General features: G+C 46.9%; 10 protein-coding genes, 20 tRNA genes and 2 rRNA genes. 2 read left to right on the top strand and 30 right to left on the bottom strand.

The annotated features are described in order from the left end of the window. Positions 1–53: 53 nt before the first annotated feature. The 8 genes from QOZ98_RS16105 to QOZ98_RS16070 all read right to left on the bottom strand — a co-directional run bounded on the left by QOZ98_RS16105 (position 54) and on the right by QOZ98_RS16070 (position 8,959). Complete coding sequence (locus QOZ98_RS16105) at positions 54–722, bottom strand: MOSC domain-containing protein (RefSeq protein ID WP_308788347.1); 669 nt, start codon at positions 720–722, stop codon at positions 54–56. Between the two features lie 64 nt (positions 723–786). Next, positions 787–1,506 (bottom strand): AAA family ATPase, encoded by a 720-nt coding sequence (locus QOZ98_RS16100; protein WP_308788346.1) that lies wholly within the window; start codon positions 1,504–1,506, stop codon positions 787–789. Positions 1,507–1,692: 186 nt separating this feature from the next. Then, positions 1,693–2,754: an o-succinylbenzoate synthase gene (menC, locus tag QOZ98_RS16095; RefSeq protein WP_308788345.1), complete on the bottom strand. Its 1,062-nt coding sequence runs from the start codon at positions 2,752–2,754 to the stop codon at positions 1,693–1,695. After that, positions 2,745–4,178, bottom strand: a complete 1,434-nt coding sequence (locus QOZ98_RS16090) for an o-succinylbenzoate--CoA ligase (RefSeq protein ID WP_308788344.1) — start codon at positions 4,176–4,178, stop codon at positions 2,745–2,747. The genes menC and QOZ98_RS16090 overlap by 10 nt, the downstream gene beginning before the upstream one ends. A 63-nt stretch (positions 4,179–4,241) precedes the next feature. Next, positions 4,242–5,060: a 1,4-dihydroxy-2-naphthoyl-CoA synthase gene (menB, locus tag QOZ98_RS16085; protein ID WP_142829525.1), complete on the bottom strand. Its 819-nt coding sequence runs from the start codon at positions 5,058–5,060 to the stop codon at positions 4,242–4,244. Beyond that, positions 5,057–5,884, bottom strand: coding sequence for a 2-succinyl-6-hydroxy-2,4-cyclohexadiene-1-carboxylate synthase (gene menH / locus QOZ98_RS16080; RefSeq protein WP_308788343.1), 828 nt, complete (start codon positions 5,882–5,884; stop codon positions 5,057–5,059). Before menH ends, menB begins: the two co-directional genes overlap by 4 nt. Continuing rightward, positions 5,881–7,581, bottom strand: a complete 1,701-nt coding sequence (menD, locus tag QOZ98_RS16075) for a 2-succinyl-5-enolpyruvyl-6-hydroxy-3-cyclohexene-1-carboxylic-acid synthase (protein ID WP_308788342.1) — start codon at positions 7,579–7,581, stop codon at positions 5,881–5,883. The genes menH and menD overlap by 4 nt, the downstream gene beginning before the upstream one ends. Next, positions 7,568–8,959: an isochorismate synthase gene (locus tag QOZ98_RS16070; RefSeq protein WP_308788341.1), complete on the bottom strand. Its 1,392-nt coding sequence runs from the start codon at positions 8,957–8,959 to the stop codon at positions 7,568–7,570. Before QOZ98_RS16070 ends, menD begins: the two co-directional genes overlap by 14 nt. Positions 8,960–9,130: 171 nt before the next feature. Between QOZ98_RS16070 and QOZ98_RS16065 the strand changes: the two genes are divergently transcribed. Next, positions 9,131–10,042: a 1,4-dihydroxy-2-naphthoate polyprenyltransferase gene (locus tag QOZ98_RS16065; RefSeq protein ID WP_308788340.1), complete on the top strand. Its 912-nt coding sequence runs from the start codon at positions 9,131–9,133 to the stop codon at positions 10,040–10,042. Between the two features lie 122 nt (positions 10,043–10,164). Then, entirely contained in the window at positions 10,165–11,130 is a 966-nt protein-coding gene (locus QOZ98_RS16060; protein ID WP_308788339.1) for a DMT family transporter, read from the top strand. Between the two features lie 13 nt (positions 11,131–11,143). Here the strand turns inward: QOZ98_RS16060 and QOZ98_RS16055 are convergent. From QOZ98_RS16055 to QOZ98_RS15950, 22 genes are all read right to left on the bottom strand, one after another. Then, a tRNA-Glu gene (locus tag QOZ98_RS16055) sits at positions 11,144–11,215 on the bottom strand. A gap of 6 nt (positions 11,216–11,221) precedes the next feature. Continuing rightward, positions 11,222–11,312 (bottom strand) — tRNA-Ser (locus QOZ98_RS16050). A 4-nt stretch (positions 11,313–11,316) separates the two neighbouring features. After that, positions 11,317–11,391, bottom strand: a tRNA-Asn gene (locus QOZ98_RS16045). Between the two features lies 1 nt (position 11,392). Further along, positions 11,393–11,469, bottom strand: a tRNA-Ile gene (locus QOZ98_RS16040). Positions 11,470–11,483: 14 nt separating this feature from the next. Then, positions 11,484–11,557, bottom strand: a tRNA-Gly gene (locus QOZ98_RS16035). A 6-nt stretch (positions 11,558–11,563) separates the two neighbouring features. After that, a tRNA-Phe gene (locus tag QOZ98_RS16030) sits at positions 11,564–11,639 on the bottom strand. 16 nt (positions 11,640–11,655) lie between these two features. After that, positions 11,656–11,731, bottom strand: a tRNA-Asp gene (locus QOZ98_RS16025). Positions 11,732–11,734: 3 nt separating this feature from the next. Further along, a tRNA-Met gene (locus tag QOZ98_RS16020) sits at positions 11,735–11,811 on the bottom strand. A 67-nt stretch (positions 11,812–11,878) separates the two neighbouring features. Beyond that, a tRNA-Ser gene (locus QOZ98_RS16015) sits at positions 11,879–11,971 on the bottom strand. A 15-nt stretch (positions 11,972–11,986) separates the two neighbouring features. Next, positions 11,987–12,063: transfer RNA gene (locus tag QOZ98_RS16010), tRNA-Ile, on the bottom strand. Between the two features lie 8 nt (positions 12,064–12,071). Continuing rightward, positions 12,072–12,145, bottom strand: a tRNA-Met gene (locus QOZ98_RS16005). 20 nt (positions 12,146–12,165) lie between these two features. Further along, a tRNA-Ala gene (locus tag QOZ98_RS16000) sits at positions 12,166–12,241 on the bottom strand. 6 nt (positions 12,242–12,247) lie between these two features. Next, positions 12,248–12,324: transfer RNA gene (locus QOZ98_RS15995), tRNA-Pro, on the bottom strand. 25 nt (positions 12,325–12,349) lie between these two features. Continuing rightward, a tRNA-Arg gene (locus QOZ98_RS15990) sits at positions 12,350–12,426 on the bottom strand. 30 nt (positions 12,427–12,456) lie between these two features. Then, positions 12,457–12,545: transfer RNA gene (locus QOZ98_RS15985), tRNA-Leu, on the bottom strand. A 29-nt stretch (positions 12,546–12,574) separates the two neighbouring features. Further along, positions 12,575–12,649, bottom strand: a tRNA-Gly gene (locus tag QOZ98_RS15980). Between the two features lie 5 nt (positions 12,650–12,654). Continuing rightward, positions 12,655–12,739, bottom strand: a tRNA-Leu gene (locus QOZ98_RS15975). 23 nt (positions 12,740–12,762) lie between these two features. Beyond that, positions 12,763–12,838: transfer RNA gene (locus QOZ98_RS15970), tRNA-Lys, on the bottom strand. Between the two features lie 11 nt (positions 12,839–12,849). Continuing rightward, positions 12,850–12,925, bottom strand: a tRNA-Thr gene (locus QOZ98_RS15965). 15 nt (positions 12,926–12,940) lie between these two features. Continuing rightward, positions 12,941–13,016: transfer RNA gene (locus tag QOZ98_RS15960), tRNA-Val, on the bottom strand. Positions 13,017–13,026: 10 nt separating this feature from the next. Then, positions 13,027–13,142: ribosomal RNA gene (gene rrf / locus QOZ98_RS15955) — 5S ribosomal RNA — on the bottom strand. 142 nt (positions 13,143–13,284) lie between these two features. Next, positions 13,285–13,378 (bottom strand): 23S ribosomal RNA (locus QOZ98_RS15950); the annotation flags it as partial.

The raw sequence follows: 13,378 nt of genomic DNA, 5'->3' as shown, positions 1-13,378 counted from the left end.
CAATGCAGCTGTAACTCGCTGCATTGCTTTTTGTTTCCCAAAAAACCTATCATTTATTTTCCATCCGTTAATTTGATTAGCCGCTTTGTCAAAAACTGCCGCCAGTCATCCGCCAGTTCTTCTGCTTCTAGCACTTTAACAATTCCATCTATATCTTTTGGCCTATGGAAATTAATTTCATTCGCATAGAGAACGGATACTTGCTGGACATTTTTTGCCACTGGCCGAATAGTTGAATCACCTCTGATCATGCCTTCTTCAAGTACACGACATAAGTAACCGGTATACCCCGTTTTCACCATCTCTTTCAGCAACGGCTTCATAGCAAGCCGTCTGTCGATGGTGTTGCAAGGAACTCTCCCTTGGGTCACTTGGATGACCGCTTCTCCAATTTGGAAAATATCACCAATACAAATGTCTCGCTCCAGCATATTCGTTACCGTCAGGTTTTCTCCAAAAGCAGCACGAGGCAGTTGGGTTTCAAAATGGCCATTCCAGTGTTCGTAATGTTCGTGTGGATAAATACACACAGCGCGTTCCGGTCCCCCGTGATGCTTTAAATCCGCAACCCCATCTCCAAAGAAACCGTCTTTGCTTAAAAATGCTTCCTGAACTTGCTGTTTTCGAATAGCCGTTTTCATTTCCTTGCCGTTTCCGTATGCCATGTTTTCAGGCAATCCGACAGCAAAGTTTTTGATAACTGCCTTCTCGGAATTTCTCACATGCCACCCCACCTTTTTATCAATGTGCAAAATTCAACCAACATCTCTTTACTTGAATTCATAATCAGTCTTCCAGTATTTCTTTTAAAAACTTTTCACGGTGATCAAGAAAATATTTAGTAATCCGATAATGATCTGTCTCTTCATAATCGATTTCTTCAATAAAATCCCCATCAAAACTTAGTATTTTGGCGTCTGGATAACCCAAGAGAATAGGCGAATGAGTGGCGATAATGAATTGGCAATCTTCTTCTGCCGTCATGTCTTTTAAAATTCGTAAAAAAGTTAACTGGCGCTGTGGAGATAAAGCCGCTTCCGGCTCATCCAACAAATACAAGGCACGTCCGTTAAAGCGATTTAAGAACAACGATAAAAACGATTCCCCATGAGATTGCTTATGCAGAGAACGGCCGCCATATGATTGAAAGCCATCTTCGTCAACGTCTTCAAGATGAGTGGCAAAATGATAAAAAGATTCTGCCCGCATAAAAAAACCATTCGTCACTTTCGGCATCCACGAGAGCCGGAGGTAATCACCCAGTACAGACTCTGATGCATGCACTCTATACATATTATTGCGGCCGCCCCCTGCTGTATTAAATCCGCATTTATCCGCAATCCCTTCTAGCAGCGTAGATTTGCCCGATCCATTCTCTCCGACAAAAAAAGTGACCGCATTACTCAAATCCAATTGCTCTAAACTATTGATCGAAGGAACAGTAAATGGATATTCCCCAAAATCTTCAACATCCTGTTTCATTAAACTGATCCGATTTAGAAACACCAGCTCACCTCCTTGCCGATTGTTTTCTTCAATCTATAAAACAGCTACACCAACTTCCAAGAAACGTTAAAACTCATAGGTATACAACCCATATAATTTTTATTCATTGTCTCACATAATCTTCCAACTGGAAACAACTCTTCCAACTTTTTTTCATTTTATGCAAAAAGCCTGAACCGGAAAGATTCAGACCACTCGGTAACCAATTCCCGATTGAGTGCTCAAAAGGATGGTACCATTTTCCACCGTAATTTCCGGATCGATAATGTCCTTTTCCCAAAAATGCTGAGAGGCTGAAAAATCACCAGGATAAACAATTCCAGGCAAAGAAGCCAACGCCAAATTATGGGCTTTGGATACGCCGAATTCAATCATGCCGCCGACCCACATCCCAATGGAATGCGTCTGGCATAACCTAACCACTTTCAAGGTTTCGGTCCATCCGCCAAGCCGGCTCATTTTCAATACCACAATGTCGCCTGCTTGCTGATCAATCATCTGCTGAACATCTTCCAGACAGGCAATGCTTTCGTCCAGGCAGATTTTGGTCTTGAGTTCTTTTTTTGCTTTTGCATGCAATGCCCACTGCCGCTCCCCAAAAGGCTGTTCAATCAGTGTAAAGCCGATTTCATCAAATGCCATCAACCGGTCAAAACTGTCCTCTTGAAAGCTGCCATTCGCATCCGCAAAAAACTGCAGTTCCGGATAAGCAGCGACCACTGAATTTAACAGCGCAACCTCCATATGCGGATGGACTTTTATTTTAACGCGTCTATAGCCGGAGTGGGCAGCCAGTGCTACCTGCTCCTCAATCTTTAAAGGATCTGCCGCCACCACGATTCCTGCGGGAATAGGCTGCTGAGAGCCCCCTACAAACTTCCATAGCGGCTCCCTTTGCTGTTTGGCGAATAAGTCCCATATCGCCATTTCAATGGCGGCTTTTGCCATTCTGTTGCCTTTGACAGCAACAAACAAATCCCAAACTTCTTCTGGATTCTCAAATGTTTTATTCGCAAGCAGAGGTACGAGAATCTGCTGCAGCACGAAACGGCAGCTTGTGATAGTTTCCTCGGTATACCAGGGCGTTTCAAATGCCACACATTCACCGGAGCCGACATGTCCCTTATCTCCCGTAACAGAAACCACAATCACTTCCCGCTCGTCAACTTGCTGCAGCACCGTCTTAAACGGCGATCGCAGCGGCTGCCGGACTGTTTTTAATTGGATGTCCCGGATTGTTACAGCCATGTTCTCAGCTCTCTTCTCAAGAGTTTGTTCGATGCATTGCGCGGCAGCGCCTCGACAAATGACAGCCTTTTGGGCACTTTGTAAGGCGCGATTTGCTCCCGGCAGTATGTTAAGAGCTCGTCCGCTGTCGCTTTTTTGTTTAGCACCACGAATGCTACAGGAACCTCTCCCCACTTCTCGCTTGCTGCACCACAAACCCCTGCTTCACGTATAGCCGGATGGGACAACAAGACTTTCTCAATTTCAGCCGGATAAACATTTTCCCCGCCCGAAACGATCAAATCTGAACGCCGGTCCACGACGTATAAAAAGCCTTCAGCATCCAAGTAGCCAATGTCTCCCGTATGGAGCCAGCCGTCTTCCTGTGCATTCCGATCGTTAAACCTGCCAATATAGCCGGGCGTCACTTGAGGACCGCGAATGAGGATTTCGCCAGTGTCTCCTGGTTTTTGCGTATCATCTATTTTTACCTCATACAAAAATAGCGGCTTTCCGGAAGAACCCATTTTCCGCTCCGCATCTGCCGATTGCAAAGTTGTGGTCTGCGAGGATGTTTCCGTCATTCCATAAGTTTGCAAAACCGGAATTCCACATTTCTCAGCCCGCTTAATGTAAGCAACCGGAATCGGTCCACCACCAGCAAGAACCGCTTTAAAACCAGTAGAAGCATGCGATCGAGATTCTTCCACATGGCTCAAAATACGCTCCAGCATGACCCCGACCACTGACATATGGGTCACCGTTCCCTTGCAAATTTCCTCGGCACTGCGCTCCGCATCAAACTTCTCATAGAGACGCACACCCATGCCATAAATCAGCGATCTCATTAAAATTGAAAAGCCGCTGATGTGAAATAACGGGACAGAACAGAGCCACACATCGTCAGGTGCAATTCCGATGTTAAGCGCCGAAGATACCGCACTTGAAAAATGGTTTTCGGCTGTTTGCCGGACGCCTTTAGGATGTCCGGTAGTTCCGGATGTATACATAATTGAAATGGTGCGGTCCTGCTGCCACTGTTGTTGCGGTTCGAAGCCAACCGCAACTGCTGCATCAATTTCACTGAATAAAATCACTCTGGAAGATGCCACTTTATCCTTCAAAGGATCAGCCACCAAAATATACTCCACTCCGGAATCATCGATTTGATACGCCAGTTCAGCGGTCGCCAGCCGTTCATTCAGCATAACCATTTCACAGCCCACATGAAGGCAGCCGTACATGACAAAAACAAACTCAGGATTCGACTTTGCCAGAATCGCTACACGCGAATCCGCTGTTATGCCAAGTGCAGTCAGTTTACCGGCATATTCAAGTGCCAGATCATTAATCTCTGAAAAGGTCCATTGCTCTTCCTGGAACGACAAGGCCATACGGTCTCCGCTCAAATAACTCCGCTGGCTCAACCAGTTCGGATAGTTCATCTAAAAATCCTTTCTTCAAAAAAAGCTGTCCCTCTGAGAGGACAGCTTTCAATTATTCGATAATCACGGAAAACGCGGGAATTGGCCAAAGTCCGGTTTGCGTTTTTCTTTGAACGCATCGCGGCCTTCTTTTGCTTCATCTGTTGTGTAATACAAAAGCGTAGCATCTCCAGCCATCTGCTGCAATCCAGCAAGGCCATCTGTGTCGGCATTCATTGCTGCTTTGACGAAACGCAGTGCAGTCGGGCTCATTTCAAGCATTTCCTGGCACCATTGAACCGTCTCGTCTTCCAATTGGTCAAGAGGCACCACTGTGTTGACCAGACCCATATCCAATGCTTCCTGTGCATCATATTGACGGCATAGGTACCAAATTTCACGGGCTTTTTTATGTCCAATGATGCGAGCCAGGTAACCTGAACCGTAACCAGCGTCAAACGAACCGACGCGCGGTCCTGTTTGGCCGAAACGTGCGTTGTCTGCAGCAATCGTCAAGTCACAAACCACATGCAAAACGTGTCCGCCGCCGATTGCGTATCCCGCAACCATTGCGATGACCGGTTTTGGAATAACACGGATCAAACGCTGAAGGTCAAGAACGTTCAAACGCGGAATTTCATCTTCTCCAACATAGCCGCCATGTCCGCGCACGGATTGGTCGCCGCCTGAACAGAAAGCTTTCTCGCCTTCGCCAGTCAAAACAATGACGCCTACATCTGCATTATCGCGTGCACGTGAAAATGCATCGATCAATTCATGAACTGTTTTCGGACGGAATGCGTTGCGCACTTCCGGACGATTGATGGTGATTTTCGCAATGCCGTTAAAAATTTCATACTTGATATCTTCATATGTACGTTCTGTAATCCACTCGCGTGTCATGATTTTCCTCCTTGATAGTTCAAACTTAAATACTCTCTTACTATTGTAGCAAATTCAACAGGTTTTTCCACATGTATTGCATGCCCTGCATCGATAGTTTTGTGAACAGCGTTTGGCAATAGCTTCATCATCTCTGCGGCAATCGCCTCAAACTTCTCATCCAACCGCCCCGTCACCAATAAAACCGGCATGTCCAACTCTGCCAGCCGTCCCCAATAGGATGCTTGTGCACCGGTTCCCATGCCCCTTAGGCTGTTTGCAAGCCCAACCGGATTCTGTGCCAAACGCTCTTCACGAATGTTCCGTTTCAATGAATCTGGCAGGGATTTCTGGCTGTCAAACAACGGGATTTTTTCCCAGCGGCCAACAAAATTTTCTATCCCACCAGCAACAATCCGTTCTGCCAGTCCCTCGTCACGCGTCCGGCGTTCCTGCCGCTCCGTTTCACTCCGAAGTCCAGGAGAAGCACTTTCCAAGACCAGTGCTTTGATTCGCCCTGGAAATCTGCAAGCATAAGCCAGTGCTGTCCTGCCGCCCATCGAATAGCCGACAAGCGTCAGCCGTTCCAAATCCAATTGCTCAAACAAAGCATCCAGATCTTCCAGCTGCTGTTCCATTGAATAAGACTCAACTGTTTCCGGACAATCCGTTTCGCCATGGCCTATCAAATCGATCAGAACGATTTTTGATTCATCCCAAGCTTCAATAACGGGCTGCCAACTTTTGGTGCTGCCGGTAAAGCCATGTATAAAGACAACCGTTTCCTGTTTGTTTCCGTTAATTATTTCAAGATGATAGCGGGTTCCACTAATAGCCAACTTCATTGCTTGGCCAGCTCCCCGTCTAATCGGCTCCATAATTTACGGTGTGTTGCGACATTGTGCTGCCGGTCCGTAAATACTTCAATGATTTTCACAGCTTTGTCTTTTGGCTGATCCAACGCCTGGGCTAAATGTTCTGCCGTTTCCACTGCAACATATTGCGCGTCGTACATTTTTGCAGCGGCACTGAATGTCAGTCCTGTTGGCGTGCCGAACAAGTCCTCAAAATAACGTTCTTCCTGAGACTGCGGCAAATAAGAGAAGATCCCTCCCCCATCGTTATTCATGATGACAATCGTCAAATCCGTCGCCTGCATTTTGGACGCAATCAATCCGTTCATGTCATGCAGGAATGACAGATCACCGATATATAAATACGCTGGACGCTGTTTTGCTGCCTGAACGCCAAATGCCGTCGATACCACTCCGTCAATGCCATTTGCACCGCGGTTGGCATAAATCATCACATCCCGCTCGGTCGTTTTAAAGAATGTATCAACATCACGGATGGGCATGCTGCTGCCGACAATCAGGTCGCAAGCTTCCAGTTTTCCAAAAAATACCTTTGCCAGGACGCCTTCGTCCAGCTCTTCCTGGCAATGGCGGCTGACCACTTCCCAGTAGAGAGCCGAAGCAGCTGTCCATTTTTCAAGGTACGTACTCACTCGCTTCGTTTCTAACGGCATCTGCCATAAAGCATTTGCGGATGACTGAATGTGATGCGTAGCCAGCGATTGGGCATCCCGTAACATCGGACTTTCGTCAAACACTACATAAACTTCCGGTTTTACTCCAGCCAAGAACAAGTTCAGCGGCTTTGAAACCGGCTGTGGACCAATTCTGATTACCACTTCAGGGACGGCCTCCGCCTTGAATGTTTCATTTTTCAATAAGGCATCATAAGAATCAATGATTAAATGCTTTGCTTCTGGAGGAATGTTACCTCGTAGATTAGACAAAGGATCCGCAAGTACCGGCCAATCGAGCTTTTGGATAAAGTTCCAGAATTCTGCCGGCACCTGAGCTGTCATTTCTCCAACAACCAGCAAACCTTTTTCTTTTTCCATCAAGTTCTGCAGAAATTCCTGGCTGCTAGGCGATAAACTCATTTCGCCACCGAAATGAGCGATTTCACCAAGACTTTCATAAGCCTGTTCAAAATCGATGCGCAAAGGTTCGCGGAACGGCACATTAACATGTACCGGCCCTTTCGGTTCACTGCTGGCACTTTGGACAGAGCGATGCAGATGGCGAGTCAAGAATGCCAATTGGTTTTCCGTCTCTGGCATCGGCAAGTCTGTTGCCCATTTCACATGTGACCCGAACAAATTGACCTGGTTGATGGCTTGCGGTGCTCCGACCTCCCTTAGCTCATGCGGCCGATCTGCCGTTACGACGATCAACGGCACTCGTGCATAATACGCTTCAACGATTGCCGGAAAATAATTTGCCGCCGCAGTGCCGGATGTACACAATAGCATGACTGGTCTACCGGAAGCCTTCGCCATGCCGAGAGCAAAATAGGCCGCTGAACGTTCATCGATCTGCCGATAAACGGTAAGGCCCTCTTGTTTCATACAAGCATACGCAAGCGGAGTGGACCGGGACCCTGGACTGATTACAGCATTCACCACTCCCAGACCCACCAGCGAATGGGTAAATGCAGATACATATTCTGTTAACGCTTTACGACTCGTCACTCCATTGACCTCCCAATGCCCGAAGCATCGGTCTAAACTTAACCCATGTCTCGTCATACTCTGATTCAGGCGTGGAATCTGCTACAATTCCGCCGCCTGCATACAAATAAGCTTTTTCGCCGTCTAATAAGGCCGACCGGATCGCGACTGCAAACTCGCCGTCTCCTTTGGCATCAATCCAACCGACTGGTGCCGCGTAGTAGCCGCGGTTCATTGCTTCGTAGTCACGGATCAGCTCCAAAGCCTTTAATTTCGGTTCCCCGCCAAGCGCCGGCGTCGGGTGAAGAACCTCCACCAAATCAAACAAAGTAGAGCCAGAATTTAATTCACCTTCAACCGGTGTATACAAATGTTGAATGTCTCTAATTTTCATCAGCTTTGGCAACTTGGGAACGATCGTCCGGCTGCAATTTGCTTCAAATACTTCACTGATCATCTTGACGACATATTGATGTTCTGCGCGATTTTTTGGATCTTTTAACAAGGCTTCACCAAGTTCGGTATCCTTCTCGACTGTTTTCCCTCTTGGAGTAGAGCCGGCTAAACAAGTCGAGAGCGCTTTCCGGTCTTCCACTTTTACTAACCGTTCAGGTGTTGCACCAAAGAAAAACTGTTCTTCCGCTTCCAAACCAAACAAGAAGCTTTCAGGCTGTTCATTGGAAACTTGATACAAAGCAGCAGCTGGAGATAGCTTCTGTGCATATTCCAGCTTTAAGGTGCGCGCAATAACGACTTTCTCTACCCTTTCAGCTTTGATGATATCTGTAACCTGTTGAATAGATCCCAAGTATTCTTCTTTTCTAAGCTCTGTTCGCCCAATCGCCTGAGGTTTATCGTATTTATCCACTTCCGTTACTTGAGCAGCGTGGATCAGTTTGTCGCGCTCTTTACGCATCGCATCAAACTCTGCAAAGCTTTCTTGCTGGTCAGTGATAAAATGGATGCTGACAAAAGCCTGCTCACCTTTTAAAATCAACTGAAAAGTCGGTACTGCAAAATAAGCCTGTGGAAATCTTGTCCATTCACTCGGCTTGTTATTTAAAGGGTCGAATGAGAACCCGCCAAAAAGAACGGGTTGTACAGAACTTTCTTCGTTAACGATCTGGCGGCATAAACTTTTCCAATCTTCCTTTATTTTTTCGAATCGTCCTGTTGATTTGTTTGTAGACAGGACATGGGCATGGCCAATCCCAACGAGTGTAAAGGTCTTTTCACGATTTTGCCAATACATGCGTTTTCCCGCGTATTCATCTCCTCCAGCTTCAAAAAATGCCAAAGCAGACATGCGGGTTACTTCAATTGTTTCAGTATAAAAACGGTAGCCCTCGTAATGGCTTTCCGCAGATTGCTGGGTCGATGAAGACGATTCTGAATTCACCTGATTACCTCCGTTTTAAGACAAGCGTCTCGTTTATTCCACTCACTGTTTTACTTTTTAATCTCTATCCTCTATCATACTCTTTTCTGCTAAAATCAGCACATCATTTGCTGTATTCCCTGCTATTTTGAAGTACAATGAACAGTGGAAAGAATTAAAGGAGAGATAGATATGACACAATCACTACAAGCTGACAGCGGATGGCGCGTCTGGTGGCAGCTGACCCGGCCCCACACCTTAACTGCATCCTTCGCTCCTGTTTTCCTGGGAACAATGATCGCTTTACACTATTCCCCGATAGACTGGATTTTATTCCTGGCGATGCTTGTCGCAAGTTTGTTGATTCAAGCAGCCACCAATATGTTCAACGAGTACTATGATTTCGCGAGAGGCCTCGACAATGAAAATTCTGTCGGCATCGGCGGCGCAATCGTTCGAAACGGTGTGAAACCAAAAACCGTTTTGGCTTTAGCTTTAGTATTTTATGGAATCGCCGCGGTCATCGGGCTCTACATTTGTTCACAAACCAGCTGGTGGCTTTTGGTCGTTGGCGCAGTGGCGATGATGATCGGTTACCTATATACCGGTGGACCTTATCCTATTGCTTATACCCCTTTTGGCGAACTTTTTTCCGGAGTGGTAATGGGCTATCTGATTGTCATCATCGCCTTCTACATTCAAACCGGATTAGTTACGCTGGAAGCTTCTTTGCTTGCTGTGCCAAGCACTTTGCTGGTAGCAGCAATTATGTTGTCCAATAACATCCGTGACATTGTCGGTGACGAGGAAAGCGGCCGCAAAACATTAGCAATCTTAGTCAAAAGACCTGGTGCCGTCAACATTCTGATGTCGTTCTTCATCCTTGCCTATGCCTGGATCGTAATTCTTGTCGTTTCAGGAATGTTGACGCCGTGGGCTTTATTGGTTTTCCTCAGTGTCCTGAAACCCATTAAAGTAGTTAAGATCTTTAAACGCTTCACTGAACCGCTGAAAGTGATGCCGGCGATGAAAGATACAGGCAAAACGAATACATTTGTCGCTTTTTTACTCGGAATCGGTTTGTTGATTGATTATCTTCTATAAATACTGTGAAAAAAAGGGATCCCTATGGAATCCCTTTTTTGTTTGAATAATACTATGTTGAAATCTAAGCATGCGTTATAGTAGATGAATAATTGAAAGGTGCATTTTTAGGAGGTTACAAAGTGAAACCCATTTTGATCGGCATTATAGCTGCTTTTTTCTTTGCTTTTACTTTTGTCTTGAACGCCACGATGGAAGCAGGCGGTGGAAGTTGGATCTGGAGTGCTTCTCTGCGCTATATTTTCATGATTCCCTTTTTACTGATCATTGTCCTTTCACGAAAAAACTTAAAGCCTCTACTACAGGAAATGGGCAGAAACAAAAGGGCTTGGCTAGTATGGAGCTTTGTAGGATTCGGCTTGTTTTACACACCTCTATGTTTTGCCGCCGCTTATTCTCCAGGCTGGCTCATTGCAGGAACGTGGCAAATCACTATTATCGCAGGTACCCTTTTGGCCCCGTTGTTCCTAATCACAATATATAGCAAGAAGGAGACAGTCCAGATCAGAGGAAAGATCCCTTTAAGAGGGCTGTTAGTTTCATTGATCATATTAGCTGGTGTCAGTTTAATGCAGCTAGAGCATGTGGCAGCCGTTTCTTCAGCAACATTGTGGTTCGGTTTTATTCCGGTTATCGTTGCTGCTTTCGCATATCCGTTGGGCAACAGAAAAATGATGGACATATGCGGCGGCCGGTTGGATGCTTATCAACGTGTTCTGGGGATGACTTTAGCAAGCCTGCCTTTTTGGCTGATATTGTCTTTTTATGGCTTGCTGACTGTTGGTGGTCCTACGGCTTCTCAAAGCTTTCAAACTTTAATCGTCGCAATCAGTTCAGGAGTCATTGCTACCGTGCTTTTCTTTAAAGCCACCGACTTGGTCAGAGGAAATATGCAGAAGCTAGGCGCTGTTGAAGCCACTCAATCGATGGAAGTTTTGTTTGCTTTGATAGGAGAAATTCTTTTTCTATCCATTGCTTTGCCTTCTGTTCTATCAATATTCGGCATTTTGCTCGTGATGTTTGGTATGATGCTTCACAGCTATATTTCTGTTAGAACGAAAAAAAGTGTCATGCAATTGAATGCATGACACTTTTTCATAATGACCCCTACGGGATTCGAACCCGTGTTACCGCCGTGAAAGGGCGGTGTCTTAACCGCTTGACCAAGGGGCCTAATACTGGCGGAGAAGGAGGGATTTGAACCCTCGCGCCGGTTGCCCGACCTACACCCTTAGCAGGGGCGCCTCTTCAGCCACTTGAGTACTTCCCCAGTATGGCTCCGAAGGTAGGACTCGAACCTACGACCATCGCATTAACAGTGCGGTGCTCTACCACTGAGCTACTTCGGAATGGTGGGCCTAAATGGACTCGAACCATCGACCTCACGCTTATCAGGCGTGCGCTCTAACCAGCTGAGCTATAGGCCCATATGTATAAATTATGGAGCGGGTGAAGGGAATCGAACCCTCATCATCAGCTTGGAAGGCTGAGGTTTTACCACTAAACTACACCCGCAAAAAATGGTGGGTCAGGACGGAATCGAACCGCCGACACTTAGAGCTTCAATCTAATGCTCTACCGACTGAGCTACTGACCCACAACTTTGAAAAAAATGGCGGTCCCGACCGGGATCGAACCGGCGATCTCCTGCGTGACAGGCAGGCATGTTAACCGCTACACCACGGGACCATTTGGTTGCGGGGGCAGGATTTGAACCTGCGACCTTTGGGTTATGAGCCCAACGAGCTACCGAACTGCTCCACCCCGCGATAATAATATAGGTAATGACTTCTTGCACAATCTTTAATAAAAATTGTCCACACATTTTAAAAATAATGGAGGAGGAAGAGGGATTCGAACCCCCGCGGGATTTGACTCCCCTGTCGGTTTTCAAGACCGATCCCTTCAGCCAAACTTGGGTATTCCTCCGTGATAATATATAAATGGTGGACCTTGCAGGACTCGAACCTGCGACCGGACGGTTATGAGCCGTCTGCTCTAACCAACTGAGCTAAAGGTCCTAAAAAAGTGGCGGCAGAGGGGATCGAACCCCCGACCTTACGGGTATGAACCGTACGCTCTAGCCAGCTGAGCTACGCCGCCAGGATCTTTATTTATATAGTTGGTGGAGCCTAGCGGGATCGAACCGCTGACCTCCTGCGTGCAAGGCAGGCGCTCTCCCAGCTGAGCTAAGGCCCCATTGTTTGGTCGGGAAGACAGGATTCGAACCTGCGACCCCTTGGTCCCAAACCAAGTGCTCTACCAAGCTGAGCTACTTCCCGAACTTGAATTGCTGAGGTAAAAATATGGCGCGCCCGAGAGGACTCGAACCTCTAACCGCTTGATTCGTAGTCAAGTACTCTATCCAATTGAGCTACGGGCGCATAAAAATGATTCAGTTGGTTTTGCCTAAATGGTGCCGAGGACCGGAATCGAACCGGTACGGTAGTCACCTACCGCAGGATTTTAAGTCCTGTGCGTCTGCCAGTTCCGCCACCCCGGCCTGGGGTCGGTATCTTGTGCAAAAAAATATGGAGCGGAAGACGAGGTTCGAACTCGCGACCTCCACCTTGGCAAGGTGGCGTTCTACCACTGAACTACTTCCGCAAAAATGGTGCGGGTGAAGGGAGTCGAACCCCCACGCCCGAAGGCGCTAGATCCTAAGTCTAGTGCGTCTGCCAGTTCCGCCACACCCGCGTGGCAATTATGCAATTAAAAAATGGTGAGCCATGAAGGATTCGAACCTTCGACCCTCTGATTAAAAGTCAGATGCTCTACCAGCTGAGCTAATGGCTCATGTACATGAGTGGTGCCGGAGAAAGGACTTGAACCCTCAACCTACTGATTACAAGTCAGTTGCTCTACCAGTTGAGCTACTCCGGCGAAAGAGTGAAAAAATGGTGGAGGATGACGGGATCGAACCGCCGACCCTCTGCTTGTAAGGCAGATGCTCTCCCAGCTGAGCTAATCCTCCGATAAGTATTGCCCAGCGACGTCCTACTCTCACAGGGGGAGACCCCCAACTACCATCGGCGCAAAAGAGCTTAACTGCCGTGTTCGGGATGGGAACGGGTGTGGCCTCTTTGCCATCATCACTGGACTATTTGGTTTTGAAAGACAAGATTGATTATACCAATCTCACAGGTTTTTACAAGCTTTTTCTGACAAAAACTTTTCCTTGTTCTTTCAAAACTGGATACACGACATTGATCGTTCGGTGAAGCGGTTCACATACATAAAGTTTGGTTAAGTCCTCGATCGATTAGTATTCGTCAGCTGCACGTGTCGCCACGCTTCCACCTCGAACCTATCTACCTCATCGTCTTTGAGGGATCT

Source organism: Planomicrobium stackebrandtii, from assembly GCF_030814955.1.
Taxonomy (GTDB): domain Bacteria; phylum Bacillota; class Bacilli; order Bacillales_A; family Planococcaceae; genus Planococcus; species Planococcus stackebrandtii.
This window is presented reverse-complemented; position numbering and strand designations above follow the sequence as displayed.